General features: G+C 46.4%; 15 protein-coding genes. 13 read left to right on the top strand and 2 right to left on the bottom strand.

Features of this window, described 5'->3' with window-relative positions; genetic code table 11:
* The first annotated feature begins 69 nt into the window (after window positions 1-69).
* The 8 genes from sftI to lhgO all read left to right on the top strand — a co-directional run bounded on the left by sftI (window position 70) and on the right by lhgO (window position 9094).
* On the top strand, window positions 70-1413 hold the full coding sequence (gene sftI, locus ACXAGL_RS03490; RefSeq protein ID WP_474969516.1) for a sulfoquinovose isomerase: 1344 nt from the start codon (window positions 70-72) through the stop codon (window positions 1411-1413).
* Window positions 1414-1425: 12 nt separating this feature from the next.
* Window positions 1426-2592, top strand: a complete 1167-nt coding sequence (locus tag ACXAGL_RS03485; RefSeq protein WP_474969515.1) for a diphosphate--fructose-6-phosphate 1-phosphotransferase — start codon at window positions 1426-1428, stop codon at window positions 2590-2592.
* Window positions 2582-3313, top strand: a complete 732-nt coding sequence (locus ACXAGL_RS03480; RefSeq protein ID WP_474969514.1) for a GntR family transcriptional regulator — start codon at window positions 2582-2584, stop codon at window positions 3311-3313. Before ACXAGL_RS03485 ends, ACXAGL_RS03480 begins: the two co-directional genes overlap by 11 nt.
* A 15-nt stretch (window positions 3314-3328) precedes the next feature.
* Entirely contained in the window at window positions 3329-4219 is an 891-nt protein-coding gene (locus ACXAGL_RS03475) for a class II fructose-bisphosphate aldolase (RefSeq protein WP_474989846.1), read from the top strand.
* Window positions 4220-4239: 20 nt separating this feature from the next.
* Window positions 4240-5673 (top strand): aldehyde dehydrogenase family protein, encoded by a 1434-nt coding sequence (locus ACXAGL_RS03470; RefSeq protein WP_474989844.1) that lies wholly within the window; start codon window positions 4240-4242, stop codon window positions 5671-5673.
* 56 nt (window positions 5674-5729) lie between these two features.
* Window positions 5730-6629 (top strand): AEC family transporter, encoded by a 900-nt coding sequence (locus ACXAGL_RS03465; RefSeq protein WP_474969511.1) that lies wholly within the window; start codon window positions 5730-5732, stop codon window positions 6627-6629.
* 299 nt (window positions 6630-6928) lie between these two features.
* Window positions 6929-7864, top strand: a complete 936-nt coding sequence (gene glaH / locus ACXAGL_RS03460; protein ID WP_474989842.1) for a glutarate dioxygenase GlaH — start codon at window positions 6929-6931, stop codon at window positions 7862-7864.
* A gap of 18 nt (window positions 7865-7882) precedes the next feature.
* Complete coding sequence (lhgO, locus tag ACXAGL_RS03455) at window positions 7883-9094, top strand: L-2-hydroxyglutarate oxidase (RefSeq protein WP_474989840.1); 1212 nt, start codon at window positions 7883-7885, stop codon at window positions 9092-9094.
* Between the two features lie 150 nt (window positions 9095-9244).
* Here lhgO and ACXAGL_RS03450 read toward each other — a convergent pair whose 3' ends face one another.
* Together ACXAGL_RS03450 and ACXAGL_RS03445 are read right to left on the bottom strand one after the other, a co-directional pair.
* On the bottom strand, window positions 9245-9550 hold the full coding sequence (locus tag ACXAGL_RS03450) for a DUF3870 domain-containing protein (protein ID WP_027954985.1): 306 nt from the start codon (window positions 9548-9550) through the stop codon (window positions 9245-9247).
* 13 nt (window positions 9551-9563) lie between these two features.
* Window positions 9564-10613 carry a DctP family TRAP transporter solute-binding subunit gene (locus ACXAGL_RS03445; RefSeq protein WP_474989838.1) on the bottom strand — a complete coding sequence of 350 codons (1050 nt, stop codon included), beginning with the start codon at window positions 10611-10613 and terminating at the stop codon, window positions 9564-9566.
* A gap of 94 nt (window positions 10614-10707) precedes the next feature.
* Here ACXAGL_RS03445 and ACXAGL_RS03440 point away from each other — a divergent pair, with 94 nt between their 5' ends.
* The 5 genes from ACXAGL_RS03440 to ACXAGL_RS03420 all read left to right on the top strand — a co-directional run bounded on the left by ACXAGL_RS03440 (window position 10708) and on the right by ACXAGL_RS03420 (window position 16814).
* Complete coding sequence (locus tag ACXAGL_RS03440; protein WP_474989836.1) at window positions 10708-12312, top strand: ATP-binding protein; 1605 nt, start codon at window positions 10708-10710, stop codon at window positions 12310-12312.
* The gene (locus ACXAGL_RS03435; RefSeq protein WP_474989834.1) at window positions 12305-12994 is read left to right on the top strand and encodes a response regulator; all 690 of its coding nucleotides are present in this window, start codon (window positions 12305-12307) and stop codon (window positions 12992-12994) included. The genes ACXAGL_RS03440 and ACXAGL_RS03435 overlap by 8 nt, the downstream gene beginning before the upstream one ends.
* Window positions 12995-13126: 132 nt before the next feature.
* Window positions 13127-14122 carry a TAXI family TRAP transporter solute-binding subunit gene (locus tag ACXAGL_RS03430; protein ID WP_474989832.1) on the top strand — a complete coding sequence of 332 codons (996 nt, stop codon included), beginning with the start codon at window positions 13127-13129 and terminating at the stop codon, window positions 14120-14122.
* Window positions 14123-14175: 53 nt separating this feature from the next.
* Complete coding sequence (locus ACXAGL_RS03425; RefSeq protein ID WP_474989830.1) at window positions 14176-14655, top strand: DUF1850 domain-containing protein; 480 nt, start codon at window positions 14176-14178, stop codon at window positions 14653-14655.
* Complete coding sequence (locus ACXAGL_RS03420) at window positions 14655-16814, top strand: TRAP transporter permease (RefSeq protein ID WP_474989828.1); 2160 nt, start codon at window positions 14655-14657, stop codon at window positions 16812-16814. The genes ACXAGL_RS03425 and ACXAGL_RS03420 overlap by 1 nt, the downstream gene beginning before the upstream one ends.
* Window positions 16815-17076: the final 262 nt, after the last annotated feature.

Here is a 17076-nt window from a genome sequence, read left to right as displayed (position 1 = left end):
TAACCTTTGTATAAAGGTAGGTACGTATGTTATGATGTTTTCAAACAGAGATAAAGGTGGGACGGATCAATGACTATGAAAGTGTTATACCTTCCAATTGGAAGAAAGACGTTTGATCTAGAAGCAGGAGAAATTCAAAGGGGAAAAAGTTCAGAAATGTTGAATGGTCTTGGGATTGAAGTAATTGAACCGGAGGGTATTCTTACTTCACCGGATGATTTGAATGATTTTTTGAAAGCGATTCCTGAAGAAGAGATTGGAGTATCAATCTATCAAAGTGTCACATTCGCTGATGGAGAATTTGTAGAAACGTTGATCAAGCAGGTTCAGGCGCCGGTAATGGTATGGTCGATCCGCGAACCAAGCATCAATGGCCGGCTTCGATTGAATTCTTTAACAGGTGGTAACAGTACCAGTCACGTCCTGAAATGTGCGGGACATCCGTACTCCTTTCTTTTTGGTAATCCCGAAGAAGCACAAATCCGTGCGCGTTTAACCAAATACTTAAAAGTGCAGCAGATGATTCAGGATTTAAGAGATTTCAAGATTGGTGTCATTGGAGAACATCCTCCAGGTTTCTTTTTCTCTGGAACAGACGAAGACATGCTTCATAAACAATTAGGAGTGGAAGTGAAGCAGGTTGATTTAATGAAAGCCTTTGAAGAATCTAAGAAACTAACAGAAGGAGAATGGGAGCATGCTGTCGACCGGGCGCAGCAGCAAGTCATTGGTTTAAATAGAAATGACGAAACAGTCCAAAGGTTTGCTCAGTTCACAACGTATGTAGAATCAATCGTTGATAAGGAGCAGCTATCAGGATTAGCTATTCGCTGCTGGCCTGAATTCTTTAATGAACTGGGAGCGGCTGCATGTTCCACTCTTTCACAGTTCACAGAAGATGGGATTGTCTCTTCCTGCGAATCCGATATACATGGATCGGTTTCGATGTTCATCCTTCAGCAATTGAGCGGCGGAAAATCTCCGTACCTGGGCGACATGGTTCATGTGAATGAAGCTAGTCATTCGGTGGTTTTCTGGCATTGTGGGGCAGGAGCCTATTCGCTTGCCCACCCGGATCAAGGAGCGAGACCCGGGGTTCATCCGAATCGCAAACTTGGATTTACAATGGAGTTCGGTTTGAAGCCGGGTCAAGTGACTATGTTCCGTGTCAGCTACACCCCGGAAGGTTATCGACTGCTAATTATGCGTGGTAAAGCATTGGATACCCCTAAGCGTTTCAACGGTACATCGGTGGAAGTCGAATTAGAGACAGATATCAACAGTACCCTTTACAGTTTAATGGAAGAAGGGTTTGAGCCTCATTATGCTCTTGTTTATGAAGATGTCGTAGAAGAGCTTGAGGAACTGGGGCGTCAACTGGGTCTTGAAACGATCGTATATACAAAAGAATAAGGAGGACACCAGATGAAACACGTCGCAGTAGGACAGGCAGGTGGCCCTACAGCTGTTATTAATGCCACTCTGGCTGGTTTTGTGGACAGTATAAAAGAGCGATGTCGATTAACCTTCATTGAAGGAGGATACCAGGGACTGGTGGAAGAAAAATTCCTGGATGGAGACGAAGAAATGGTGGAATGGATTAAAGAAAATCGCTATGTTCCAGGAGCCTGCCTGCAATCAGGGCGGTACCCATTTGAAAAGAAAGAAATTTGTGAAGCTGTTCGGTCTCTTAAGAAGAACCATATCGATACGCTCGTGTTTATTGGAGGAAATGGCACAATGGAAGCCCTTTTCAAAGTGAAAAAAGAAGCGGAGCGGCAGGGCTGGCCGCTTCAAGTCATTGGGCTTCCCAAAACAGTGGACAATGACCTGGGTGGGACGGATCATGCACCGGGATTTGCCAGTGCAGCGAAGTACATTGCTAAAACGACCAAAGATTTAAGCAGGGATTTGTACTCTATGAAAAATTTCGAGCAGGTACGAGTGCTTGAAACGATGGGACGGAATGCGGGCTGGCTGGCTGCTGCGGCCGGGGCTTGGAAGGAATATGAAGAAGAGGGGCCTCATTTTACTGCTCTTCCAGAACAACCATTGAATCGTCATCAGCTGCTGAAGACCGTTCAACGGTCACTGGACGACTTTGGATATGCTCTTATCGTTGTCAGTGAAGGTGTTCAATGGGAAGAAGGCAGCCAGATTGAACTCAATCATGTAGATGGTAGGGCAGTTCTTGGTGGCATTTCCAAGCAGATCAGTGAGTTTATTGGTAAGGAATTGAATGTGAATACCAGAGCTGAACTGCTGGGCATGAATCAACGGGCCGATACTTCTGCGTTATCCACCATAGATTCAAATGAAGCTTATCGGATTGGAAAAGAAGGTGGGGATTGGGTACTTCAGGATTTTGATGAAGTAATGGCTGCTGTTGGGCGCAGATCAGATGTTTGTTATACAATAGAGATTATACCTGTGAAACTTGAAACAGTCATAGCTGAGGGTGAACGATTGCTGCCGGCAGCGTTCATTAAAGACAGGAATGCCTATTATGAATGGCTGGCCCCTCTGATGGGAGGTGACCGCCCTACTTACCCTCCGCTTTCAAAAAGGAGAGTCCATTATAGTGAATACTAAAATTAACCCGAACAAAGATCTGGCCCTATATTTACAATTGAAAGAATTATTTATTGACCGAATTCAGAATGGTCAGTGGGAAGCCGATAAACTCATCCCTACCGAACAAGAACTTATGAAAGAATTTGATGTCAGCCGCACAACCATTCGCCAGGCCGTATCCATCCTGGTCCAGGAAGGATTGGTGGAAAAGAAACAAGGACGCGGTACTATAGTCAAACCTCGGAAATTGAGTGGGAATCTCAGTCAGTTGAAAGGTTTTGCAGAAGAGGTGCTGGAACGGGGGCAAACGCCTCGCAGTAAGCTGATCCGCGCAGAATTCAAATCTAATCTGCATCACGAAACATCCATGTTGGAGATTAAAGATGATGAACCTATCCTGCTTATCGAACGAATACGGCTGGCCGATGAGATTCCTGTAGCACTGGAACGTACATGCTGGCCAAAGGAAATTGGTGAAATTCTTATCAAGCACAACCTTGATGAAGCGCGGTACTATGAAATTCTTGAAAACTATAATATTTATTTAAATAGAGCTAGTGAAAAAATAGCAGCGATTAATGCAACCATTGATGAAGCGGATGCCCTCGGAATAAGGGGTGGAGAAGCTTTACTTGAAATGACACGATTAAGTTTTGGTGTGAACGAACGGCCTATCGAGTATACGAAAACGAAATACCGCAATGATCAATATCATTACAGCCTTGAGCTGAAAAGATAAAAGGAGTGGTCTTCTGTGCCATTTGTAGATGGAAAAACTTTATTGACCCATGCCTATGAGAACCAATACGGAATCGGTGCCTTCAGTGCTCATAACGCGGAAACAATTCTAGCCATATTAGATGCAGCTGAAGAAAAGCAGTCCCCGGTGATGATTCAAATTGGACAGAAAGTGATCCAAACATTAGGACTAAAACCTATGAAAGAAATGGTAGATGCGTTTGCCAGGAATGTTTCTGTGCCGGTCTGCATCCACCTCGATCACAGCCGGCAGTATGAACAGACAATGGAAGCTGTTCAAGCAGGATTTCAATCTGTCATGTTTGATGGATCCGGGTTAACATTCCAGGAAAATACGAGGATCACGAAGCAGGTCGTTGAAACATCACGGGCGCTGGGTATAGGCAGCGAAGGGGAAATTGGGAAAATTGGCGGAACTGAGGATGACATTACGGTAGATGAAAAGGATGCGTTGATCACAACGACAGAAGAAGCTCTGAATTTTGTAAATGAAACGGATGTTGATTATTTAGCGGTATCGATTGGGACAGCTCATGGGATTTATAAACAAACGCCGAATCTACGGTTTGAACGGTTGAAAGAAATATCCCAGGCCGTCAAACGTCCGATTGTTCTTCACGGAGGTTCAGATGTACCTGATGAACAAGTCCAGAGAGCCATTACGATGGGGATCGCTAAAATAAATGTGGACACTGAGCTGCGTCAAGCCTTTACTAGGGGCGTGAAAAGGTACTTGCAAGATCATCCTGAGGATATTGTACTGGCTGATTCGCTTGGTGCTGGTCGTGAGCATATGAAAGAAAAAGTGAAAGAAAAGATCGATGTATTCGGTAGTGCGGGTAAAGCCAATGAATTTTCCATAAAAGAAAAGGTCGTAACGTTATAACATATAAGGAGGTTGTTGTGATGAATAGCATCGCTACAAGTTATTCGTTCGGATTATTTATTGATGGAGAGTGGCGTGGGACAGAACAAACATTGAATGTATGGAACAAATACAACCAAGCAAAGGTAGGGGAAACGGCAGTCAGTACAGAAGCTGATGTGAACAAGGCTGTCGCTGCAGCGAAACAGGCTCAAGGTGTTCCTTTCTCTCTATACGACCGCTATGAAGTGTTGTTAAAGGTTGCTCAGTTACTGAGAGAGCATACAGAGGAATTTGCAGAAATCATAGCTAAAGAAGTAGGGAAGCCAATCAATGAAGCAAGAGGAGAAGTCGGCCGTTCAGCCCTGACTTTAGAAAATTCTGCCGAAGAAGCAAAGCGGATTCATGGCGAGGAAATTCCCGTTGAAGCTGCTCCGGGATCAGAGAATCGCAAAGCCTTTACAAGAAGATATCCTGTCGGTGTTGTGGCAGCCATTACGCCCTTTAATGTTCCTTTAAACCTTGTCTGCCATAAAGTTGGCCCTGCTATTGCAGCTGGGAACAGTGTCGTTTTGAAACCCGCAGAAGAAACGCCATTATCTGCATTATTACTTACTAAACTCTTTGAGGAAGCCGGGCTGCCAAAAGGAAGACTAAATGTTCTCACTGGTGAAGGACGTGAAGTGGGGCCATTGCTTACCGCTAATCAGGACGTAAACCTGTTTACGTTTACAGGCAGTCCACAGGTGGGGGAACAGATCCGCAGGGAAGCCGGACTTAGAGATACGGCTCTTGAGCTTGGCAATAACTCGGCTACTATCGTGCATAACGATGCCGATGTCAATCAAGCGGCTCAACTTGTGGCACAGAAAAGTTTTAACAATGCCGGTCAGGTGTGTATCTCTGTTCAACGTGTCTATGTGCATAGGGATGTCTATGAGGTGTTTATGGAGAAAGTGAAAGAAGCAACTTCCCGGATCAAATTAGGAGACCCGTTGGATTCCGCCACCCAAATGGGGCCGATGATTGCAGAAGAAGAAGCCATTCGTGTTGAAAACTGGGTGAACGAAGCGGTTGCAGAAGGAGCTGTTGTTGAAACCGGCGGAAAGCGTGAGGGCGTTTTTTATCACCCAACTGTTCTCTCTCATGTTCATGCTGATATGAAGGTTTGCAGACAGGAGGTATTTGGTCCTGTTGTGGCGGTTCAGCCTTATACAAACGAAGATGAAGTTATCTCTCTTGTTAATGATTCTGAATATGGTCTTCAAGCAGGCCTGTTCACAAATAATTTAGCTTTTGCGATGTATGCAGCTGATCGTATTCATGTAGGCGGACTGATCATCAATGACACGTCAGGGTACCGGGTTGATCATATGCCCTATGGCGGAGTCAAAAAAAGCGGGACTGGAAAAGAAGGTCCACGCTACGCTATTGAAGAAATGACAGAAGAAAAAATCGTCGTATTTAACTTGTAAAAGGAAAGGGAGTCATGGTGACTCCCTTTCTTAATTTTAATTATAGGAGAAAGATGATGGAATTTATTACAATTCTGCTGCCCATTTTCCTCGTTTTCGGCATTGGTTTTGCAGCTCAGAAGATTCTGCAGTTTGATACGTCAGCCTTCTCCAAATTAGCGCTTTATATCCTAGTCCCTTTTCTCGTGTTCCAGACTTTTTATGAAGAAACCATTACATTCTCCTATGTTTATATTTCCATTTATATGCTCGGGCTTTGTGTAACGATCATTGCTATTGTAACCATTTTATCAAAAGTCAGAGGATACTCGGAAAAAGAAAGATGTGGGTTGGTGCTATCCTGTGCATTTACGAACAATGGAAACTATGGAACGCCGTTGGTTTTATTTTTATTCGGAACTACAGGGATGGATACAGCTATTGTCCTCATGGTTCTGCAACAGCTGCTTATGAGTACTTTAGGAGTTTATTATGCAGCTAAAGGGGGAGAGGGTGGAAGTGGTGTAAAAGCCGCACTCCGTTCCGTCCGCCGTATGCCAATGGTTTATGGGGCGTTGATCGGATATCTCTTTCAAGCCTTTGACCTCAGCATCGGTGGACTGGAGGGTGGTGTGGATTTAATTGCAGGTGCGGCCATCCCTTTAATCATGCTGACTTTGGGAATGCAGCTGGCCAATATAAAAGTAACAGGCTTGGAATATCGAAAAGTATCAACAGCTTTAATTATCAAGCTTATCGCAGCTCCAGCTATTGCAGCTGTCCTCGTATGGGGAATGCCTGTTGATCCTTTAATGAAACAGATCATGATCATTATGGCTGCTACTCCAACTGCTGCCAATACAACGATGTACGCCATTCAATTCCAGACCGAGCCACAAACGGTTACAAGTTCAACTCTTTTCACAACCCTTGTCAGCATCCTTACAATTCCTATAGTTATATATTTGGTCACATAACACCTCTATAGAAAGATCGGTGTAGATGGAGTCGTTTGTTTATGATATTTACATGTTGACAGAAAATTGTAAAAGATATAACCTTAGAAATAGAAAGCAGACCTCAAAAAAGGTAACCCCTTTTCCAATCGGTCTGCCATGAACGTTGTAGCGATATCAAACTGTTAAAACTGCTCCGTCTCCATGACCCGGAGATCATCCGCAGTTCAAAGCCAGTTTTCCTCCTATGGGGAAGACTGGCTTTTTTCGTATCCAGGCCTGGATGGAAGATCAATTCTATCAAAAAAAGGAGAATGTTTATGTGTGCTGTAGACGTTAGAAAAGAACAATTACCGGTGTTTTCAGGGAATGGATATAAGATTCAACCTCATGAAAAGCATGAACGTTTGTATACGATTGAACTGGATACAAAAGCGGTTCACAAGTTCTTGGAAGACGTGAAGGATATCAGTGATGAGCAGCTGGAGTATATTCCTTACCAGCGGCTGTTGACGGCTCAAGCGTTAGTGAACGTGTTGGACGAAGATTTCCAAAAGCATGTGACGTCTATTCTGAATGATAGACGATCCGGCGGTTTTACCACAGGTGTCCAGGGAACGACGATGGATGCTCAGGATTATGTGAAATTTTCTACTGCGTTTTCTCACCTGGCAGGTATTCCGAATTTTGATGCGATGTCGAAAAAATATTACGCCCGTTTCTCTGTCCAGCATACGGATGACAGTGATTCCTACCTCCGACAGGCTTACCGGAGATTCACCCTTCATACGGACGGGACGTATGTCGATGAGCCGACGGACTGGCTGCTGATGATGAAGATGGAAGAGGAGAATGCCACCGGTGGAAATTCACGCCTTCTTCATTTGGATGAGTGGGAGGACCTGGATTACTACAGAAGTCATGCGCTGGCGGATTATCCGTTTACGTACAAGGCACCTGCAAGTAAAAATGTAAGTGAGGACGTGCAGAGGGAGACCTTTTATACGTGGAACAACGAGCCGTGCATCTGCTTTATTGACCAATTTGTCTATCCAGAAACGATCACACAGGCCCAGTATTTAAAGGATCTATCCCATTCAATGGAGAACTCGGAAAACTTAGTGGAGCTTGAACTTCCGACAGGAGATCTGGTGATGCTGAACAACCGCTTCTGGCTGCATGGACGCGGAGCTTTTGAGAAGAATACCGATCTCCACAGAGAGCTGCTCCGTCAGCGGGGACGATTTTCCAAGTAAAAGGCAGGGGGCTTCTATATGTATGATTATGTGATTATCGGGGCTGGTATTGTCGGTCTCTCGACAGCGTACGCATTACAAAACAAAGAACCGCATGCTTCTATCGCGATTGTTGAAAAAGAGGCGGAAATTGCGGCTCATCAAACTGGCCGGAACAGCGGTGTGATCCATTCGGGTGTCTATTATAAACCCGGCAGTCTCAAAGCTAGAATGGCCGTTCAAGGCAGAAATTCCATGGTGAGGTTCTGCGAGGAGCATGAGATTCCCCACGATGTCTGTGGGAAAGTGCTTGTGGCCACAGAGCCCGAGGAACTGCCGCGGATGGAAGCTCTATATGAAAGGGTGGGGCAGAATGGGCTGCATGTGACAAGACTCTCGCAGGAGGAGCTTCATGATATAGAGCCTCATGTGAATGGGCTGTCTGGATTGAAGGTGCCGACGACAGGCATTGTCGATTATAAAGAGGTCAGCAGGAAGCTTATGGAACAATTGAAAAAAGGAGGAGCTGATGTTTTTCTCGGTTCTCCTGTCCAGGATATTGTAGAAAAAAAGGATGCGGTTATCATCGAGACACCCGGACGTACCATTCATTCCCGGTATATGGTCAACTGTGCGGGGTTATTCAGTGATCGGATGACAGGGATGAGCGGCATTCATACGGATGTGAAGATTGTTCCGTTCCGCGGGGAATATTTCGAATTGGTGCCGGAAAAACGCCACCTCGTTAAAGGCTTAATCTATCCGATTCCCAACCCGGATTTCCCTTTCCTAGGGGTTCATTTAACGAAAATGATGGATGGAGGCGTTCATGCCGGACCGAATGCGGTGCTGAGTCTCAAACGGGAAGGTTATCGCAAAGTGGATATGGACTGGAAGGACATGAAAGAGGTTTTAACGTTCCCTGGTTTTTGGAAGCTTGCAGGAGCCAATATGAAGGAGGGGATGAAAGAGATGGTCCGATCCTTCCATAAGGAAAGCTTTGTGAAGAGCCTGCAGCGTCTCGTTCCCGAAATCAATGCGGATGATATTGTACCGACGGATGCCGGTGTACGCGCACAGGCGATGTTGAAAAATGGAAAGCTCGTGGACGATTTTTATATTATTCCAGGGAAACGGACGGTTCACGTATGCAACGCCCCTTCCCCGGCAGCCACTGCTTCATTGGAAATCGGGAAGGAAATTGCTGAAAAACTGCCCGGTCTGGGACGGGAACATGTGTCGATCAGCTGATTAAAGAATCATCGTGTAAGGTGGTTATCCATTTCTTGAAAGGATTACCCTGTGGACGCATCTCTAAGGAAAGCGGAGGTCGTGCACGCTCCAATAAAAAAACCCCGTACAATGATTGAATCATTGTACGGGGTTTTACATAGTAAACCATTATTGATGGAGAAGGTACTGCTTATGTGCGTCTTTAAGGGAGGCTTCCAAAGCATTCCCTGCTTTACCCAGATATCCTGTTTTTAATTCAGCTGCAGGCTCTTCCACACCGTCCTGTAAACTGTAGCCTTTCAGTAACGCTTTGACGAAACTTCGTCCGTGTTCTGTAGCAAGTGTACAGGAAGCATCGACGATGACGCCATACTTTCTGTCCACTTCAAGCGTCAGTGTTAAAGATTCCGAGATATGATTGGCGGCCATCCCTGCTGGGAGTTTGGCGTGGCCGGCTACGAAAATTGTTTTCATTGGTATGCCTCCTTCACTGGTCGGTGATTTGATCAAGTTCCTGCATCAATTCTCTGCCCACGAATGTTTCTGTTTCTATGTAGACGGGTTCGAGCGCCTGCCGCCATACGTCCTGCTGCTCCTGGTTTAAATAATGGATGCTGATCGAGTCCGTGCGCTTTAATTCTCTGAGGTGGGCATCGTTCGTTTCAATAGAATGACGGCGGATCCAATCCGTAGCCTCCTCCATGGACGTATCAATGCTTTCTCGTTGTTCCTCGGAGAGGTTCTTCCAGAAGGTTTCATTTGTAAGGACGATATAGCCGAGATAGCCATGGCTGCTGATGGTTAAGTGATCCTGTGTCTCGTAGAGCTTTTTCGTATAAATGTTGGACGTGGTATTTTCCTGACCATTGATAAATTCCACATCCAGGTTTTCGTAGGTTTTATTAAAGGGCAGCAGGCTGGTACTGGCGTCCAGGGCTTGAAACTGCCTTTCGATCACCGGACTCGGCATTCTGCGGAAATGCATCCGTTTAAAGTCGCTCGGGTGAAAGAGAGGCTCGCTGGTACTCGTCATCTGTTTGAAGCCGTTATACCAGAATCCCATCCCTCTCATTTCTGATTTGTTCAATTCACCAAGCAGCGTCCGCCCGATTGTACCTTCATAAGCTTTTCTAACTTCTTCATAGGAAGAGAAAGCATAAGGAAGGTCCAGAATTTGAAAAACGGGATACTCTGAAGTGAGTTTAGATGTAGCGGGAGCAATCATCTGTACCCGGTTTTCTTTAAGAGCCTGCTGTTCATCCTGATCGTTATACAACGCCCCATTGGCATAGATTTCTACTGACACGGTGCCATTTGTCCGTGCTTCCACGAGCTCCGCAAACTTACGCGCGGCCAAACCCTTAGGGGTGTGTTCAGACGCGACATGGCTGAATTTGATGACGACCTGATCTTCCAGGCCTTCTTGTTCATCATCATATTCCAGCGTTTGTACAGTATCTCTGAGGTCAAAACCGAAAACGAAAGCCGCCAGCACTCCGCTGAAAATAAAGAGTGAAATGAGTGCGAACGTTCTCAATGACAGCACTCCTCTGAAATCGTTTACACAAGTGTACCATAATCTGTCTGGAAGATGATACACTGGAAGGACAAAAGGGGAAAGGAGCAGATTCATGTCATTGAAACGCATGCCGATACGCTGGAAGATTACCATTCTATCGTTTGGTATGGTCCTTTTCTCATTATTGATCGGTGGAATTCTCATTGTCGGTCATACGGTCGAAACAAAAGAAGAAGAACTGGGAGAACGGGCGCTCCTGACCGGACAGACCATCGCAAGCCTTCCTGAAATCCAGAGCCATCTCAAAAAACCGAGGGGATGGGAGAACATTCAACCCCTGGTCGAACAGATGCGTACCGTCTACCAGTCGAATTACATCGTTGTTTTGAACATGAACCGGATCCGCTACTCCCACCCTGTCGAGGAAAATCTGGGCACGCTGTCTTCCGGGAGGGATGAAGGGCCGGCCTTTGCTGAACACAGCTACACCTCCAAAGCCAAAGGGGAATCCGGGACAGCCGTGCGCGGGTTTGTCCCTGTAATGGATGAGAATCATGAGCAGATCGGTGTTGTAGTGGTCGGTGAAATTCTTCCCTCTATGGGGGAAATCCTCTGGGAGATGAAAAGCGATATCGGAATTGTTCTTCTTCTCACCTCTCTATTCGGGATGGCCGGATCCTGGCTGCTTGCGCGTCAATTAAAGGAGCAGATGTTTGCTTTGGAGCCTCACGAAATTGTTCAGCTTTATGAAGAACGGACCGCAGCTTTCGAAGCCATGAATGAAGGAATCGTGACTGTAAATGCAGCTGGGAAAGTGACATTAATCAACCAAAGGGCAGGATCCCTGCTGGATGTTACGGACTCACCCGCAGGGCATTCTGTACATACTATCGTCCCTGGTCTGAAACTCGGAGATGTCCTTGCTGGTGGAGAGCCTGTGTTGAATCGTGAGATCCGGGCTGGGATGAAGCTTCTTCTTGTTACATGTATTCCGATCCAAGTGGAGGATCGATATGAAGGAGCCGTTTTGATCTTTCAGGATCGGACCGAAGTGACCCGGCTCGCTGAAGAACTGACAGGTGTGAAAGCTTTTGTGGATGCCCTGCGGGTACAAAACCACGAACATCGCAATAAGCTTCATACCATCGCCGGTATGATTCAGCTGGAACAGAACGATGCAGCCCTGCAGTATGTATTTGACACCTCAGAAAAACAGGAGAAGCTGTCACGTTCCCTTCTGGCCACCTTCCAGGATTACAGCATCGCCGGCCTCCTTCTGAGTAAAATTTCCAGAGGCAGGGAATTAGGGGTTGATGTTTCGGTAGAGGAAGAAAGCGGATTGATGGTATTTCCGCCGCTCTGGGACCATCATGATCTGGTGCTTATATTGGGAAATCTGATTGAAAATGCCTTTCACTCCTTTGAAGGGATCCAACAGGATGAAAAAACGATCCAGGTATCAGTTATACAGGACGAAGAAACGTGCTCCATCATCGTTGAAGATAACGGGATGGGGATGAGTCCCTCGGTCAGCCGGCAGATGTATAAAAAAGGCTTTTCCACGAAAGGAGATCAAGGGTCCGGCATAGGATTGTATCTTGTTAAAAATCTCGTGGATCAGGCCATGGGTAAAATAACGGTGAAATCGGCGGAGGGACAGGGAACAACCATCATCATTGATGTACCACTTATCATCGAGGAGGGACAGGATGAGTAGACCGTTAGAAACGCTTGAAGTTCTATTAATTGAAGATGACCCAATGGTTCAGGAAGTCAACCGGCAGTTCATTGAAAGGGTGCCTTCTTACAAGGTGCAGGCCATTGCTTCCAATGGAAGAGAGGGAGTTGAACTGGCCTCCCGGCATACCCCTCAGCTGATTGTCATCGATGTGTACATGCCCGAACTGGACGGAGTAGAGACGTTGAAAAAGCTCCGTTCGAACGGTGTTCAAGCGGATGTGATTGCTATTACGGCTTCCAAAGAGAAAGAAACCATCCGCACGATGTATCAGTACGGAGTGATTGACTACATCATCAAGCCATTCAAATTTGAACGGCTGCAGCACGCACTGGAAAAGTACAGAACGTACCGGACGGCTGTGATTGGAAATGGGGAGCTCAGCCAGACTCAGCTGGATGAGCTGTTTGGATCGGCTGCCCCAGCAGAGAATAAGGTGCTTCCTAAAGGATTGAATGAGCAGACACTGAAACAAGTGGTCCATGTATTGACATCCTCCCCGCACCCTCTGTCGGCAGAGGAAGCGGCTGAAGCGATCGGGGCAGCCCGTGTCACGGCAAGAAGGTATCTGGAATATCTTCAGAAAGAAGGCTCGGTCATCATTGATATTCAATATGGAACGGTAGGCCGTCCGGTAAACCGCTATCGGATAAGATCTTGACTCTCTCCTCATAGGCAGGGGAGTTTTTTTATGAACAAAAAGACCAAAATGTTCATTATGTCCGTAATGTTCTCAATCCGATTTGTAAGCGTTATCATTATTTTTAGAATATTACGAATTGGAGGCAATTCTATGATGAAGCGTGTTTTTCTTATATCTGTACTGATTCTTACGGCATTTTTAGCGGCCTGCGGAGGCAGCGGAGATTCTGAAGAGGCATCCGGGTCCGGTGAATCAGGTTCAGAATCGATTGTATTAGGTACAGGTGGTACATCAGGAACTTATTATCCCATTGGCGGAGCGGTCAAACCCGTATTTGAGGAAAGTGAAAATGTGGACAATGTCACCGTGGAATCAACTGGGGCTTCTGTCGCGAACATCCAGAATATTAAAGATGGTTTGAATCAGATGGCCATCATTATGAGTGATGTCGGTTATGATGCAATAGAAGGGCAGGGACAGTTTGATGGAAATGCGGTTGACGTTCAAGCGATGGCAGGAATGTACCAGAATGTTGTCCAGATTGTCGCTTTAAAAGACAGTGGGATTACGTCTGTGGCTGATTTGAAAGGCAAGAAAGTCGGAGTTGGAAAAGTCGGTTCCGGCGTAGAGCAGAGTGCGAAGAAAGTGCTGGAGGCAGAGGATATTACCTATGATGATCTTTCCAAAGTGACGCATACCGGCTATGCCGACAGCGTGCAGGAAATGAAGAATGGAAACCTGGATGCTGCCTTCTTCACATCAGGGGTACCGAACAGTAATATTACCGATTTGATGCAGCAGTCAGATATCCAGTTTGTCGAAATCAGCGGGGAGACAGCCAAGATGCTGATGGACAAGTATCCGTTCTATAAGGCGAATACGATAGAGGCAGGTAATGAAGCGGCGTATGATCTTGATGAAGCAGTGGAAACGGTTGGTATTCAGAACATGATTATCGTGTCCAAAGATTTGAGTGAAGACGTCGTTTACGACATGACTAAACGGTATTACGAGTATTTAGGAACAGAAGAAGTTTCCGTTGGAGCGTTAAAACAGCTGGACAGAGATGAAATTGCGAAAGGCCTGATTGCTCCGCTGCATCCAGGTGCGGAGAAATTCTATGAGGAACAGGGAATTTTAGAGTAAAGGAGAGGGGCATCGTTGATCCGGTGCCCTTTACTACGATGAGAATTTTCTATATGTTTCTAATCGGTTTATCAGCCGTTTCTCTTTTTACAGTCTTTTTTTCTTTGGAAGCGCTGACATTAAACAAAGAAGGAAAGATCACAGCTGTACACCTTACAGATTCGGAGCAGACGTTACGCATCCGCTGGGAGCATTCGGTTGAAAAAGAAGATTGGGAAGAAGTATTTATTGTCCAGGATGGGAAGATCACCCTGACAGAAACACGCTTTAAAACTTTTGGGGCAGGCGTCCCCCACAATACAGGGGAAGATACGTATGTCCAGGACGGGTGGGTGTATATGACAGGCATTCACCAGCCGGTCGGAAGCGAGCTGGTCGTCCGTACAGGGGAAGCAACCGAACACCGCCTTTTCTATGGAAAGGATATCACGTACCAGCTGGATGAAAAGAAGGCTTATCAGGTTGCTGTCCGTCGTATGCCCGTATGGAAGTATATTGTTTTGAAAGGACAGGGGTGGAAGGGAGAGGAATGATGATGAACAAACAGAACAGTGAAACGGCAGAAAAGTATGACAGGGAAAGTACAACGAGAACGGACTTTGTAAAGCCGATGGCGCTTGCGATTTCTGTCCTCGCGATTTCATTATCCTTATTTCATTTGTACACGTCCTATGCTGGTTCCCTTGTGGATGTAAAACAGAGGAGCATCCACTTGTATACATTAATGACGCTCGGATTTCTGCTGTATCCTCTGGTTAGAAAAAGGGGAAGCAGTAAAGTTCCGGTTTATGATTACATCACGGCCGGTCTCTCGGTATTTGCCGGCTTGTATATGTTTGTGACGGCCGAACGGATTATCCAATCCGGAGGGCAGATCAATGATATGGATTTCTACGCAGGGATTCTCATTCTGCTTCTTTTATTTGATATTACGAGAAGGGTGACGGGGTGGGGGCTTACCCTTCTGGGACTCGGCTTTTTGGTTTATGGCTTTTATGTGAAATTGTCTGTCTATCCAGATCTGAACGGTGTCATTGTTACGAGTGTGGCGAAGCAGATCATTGCCCAGCTCGTCTTCATTACCGAAGGGGTGCTCGGAACAGCCATCGGTGTATCGGCCAGCTACATTATCCTGTTCATCTTATTCGGCGCTTTTCTAGCCCGGTCCGGTATGGGGCAGTTGTTTAATGATCTGGCCCTTGCCGTAGCCGGTCATACGAAAGGCGGCCCTGCCAAAGTGGCGGTCATCGCCAGTGGTTTTTTAGGATCTATTAATGGATCTGCGATTGCCAACGTCGTCACAACAGGAACGTTTACCATTCCTCTGATGAAAAAAATCGGCTATAAAAAGAACTTTGCCGGTGCTGTGGAATCCGCGGCCAGTGTAGGTGGACAGATCCTTCCTCCGATCATGGGGGCTGCTGCTTTTATTATGGCGGAGAATTTGAACGTTCCCTACACAAAAATCATTCTTGCAGGAATCATTCCTGCCCTCTTGTTCTATGTAGGGATTTTACTTCAGGTTCATTTCCGGGCGGCAAAACGGGGGCTGCAGGGGCTGCCTAAAAGTGAACTGCCGTCTGTGAAGGAAGTCATCGCTGAACGCGGACACTTAATCATTCCGATGCTCACTCTGCTTTATTTGTTGTTTTCCGGGAAAACCCCGTTTTATGCAGCGTTTTGGTCGATCATTGCCACTGTCATCATTGCCGGGACGAGCCGGATGATTCCTATTATCCTTGGAATCTCTATGTTTCTCATCTTCCAGCCGCAGCTGTCTGCGGTTCTGTCCGGAAGCGCCGTACCGAATGTGCGGAGTGATTGGTGGGAGCTGCTGCTTATTGTAGCCGTTCCACTTGCTATTAATCTATGGAGGAAGCGTCTCCGGATCAAAGGGGATGAAGTAGGCGTGGTTGATTGCTTGAAAGCTTTGGAGGAAGGCGCGAAAACAACGGTGCCTGTTGCAATAGCCTGTGGAGCGGTAGGAATCGTTGTAGGGATTGCCTCTTTAACAGGGGTAGCCCTGGAAATTGCCAACAGTATCGTAAGTATCGGAAGTGCGGTGAACAGTCCGCTGATCCAACTGATCATTACGCTGGTGCTTACGATGGTCACGTCGATTATTTTAGGTATGGGACTTCCAAGTATTCCGACGTATATCATCACAAGTACGATGGCTGCGCCTATTCTTCTCCAGCTTCCGCTTTATAGAGAGCTGGCAGGATCGACGGAAACGGCGACGTTTGTTGCCCATATGTTCGTATTTTATTTCGGTATCTTTGCCAACATTACTCCACCTGTCGCTCTGGCGGCCTTTGCCGGAGCCGGAGTCGCAGGCGGTGATCCGAACAAAACCGGTTTCCAAGCCATGAAGCTGGCGATTGCCGGATTTATCGTGCCCTTCATGTTTGTATTTTCGCACGAAATGCTGATGATCGATGCGACGATCATGAACATCATGACGATTACTGTTACGTCACTCATCGGCGTTTTCCTCCTGTCCATCATGACAGAGGGATACTTGAAGACGAAGGTTTCCACCGGCTATCGTTTTCTTGCCGGAGCAGGCGCTCTGCTGCTGATTTATCCGGGGTTATGGACCGACTTTATTGGACTGGCAGCCTTTGTGGTCATCCTTCTATTCAACCTTAGACAGACGAATGGAGTCAGTGAGCAGAGGTCTGCTCTTTAAAAATTGGCTCTGTTATTGCTTGGTGTTGTTATGTAACATGTGAGCTCAGATCACCCTTTTCTGTCATGGGATTTGTAGGAGGCGGCCTTGGGAATGACTCCCTTTCCGTGGGGTACCGTGAGCCCCCGGAGAACGAAGTTCGAGGAGGCTCATCGTTCCCCGCGGAAAGCGGACGGTTTTCCCTGCCATCCCACGCTCTGAGTAATAACGGACCGGACCCCTGATTCCAGACGGAGACGATTTAGTAATCGTTTAAAATATC

The sequence above is a fragment of the Halobacillus sp. ABA4_118 genome, from assembly GCF_056160205.1.
The sequence above is the reverse complement of the archived record's forward strand: the minus strand, read 5'-3'. Positions and strand labels throughout refer to the sequence as shown.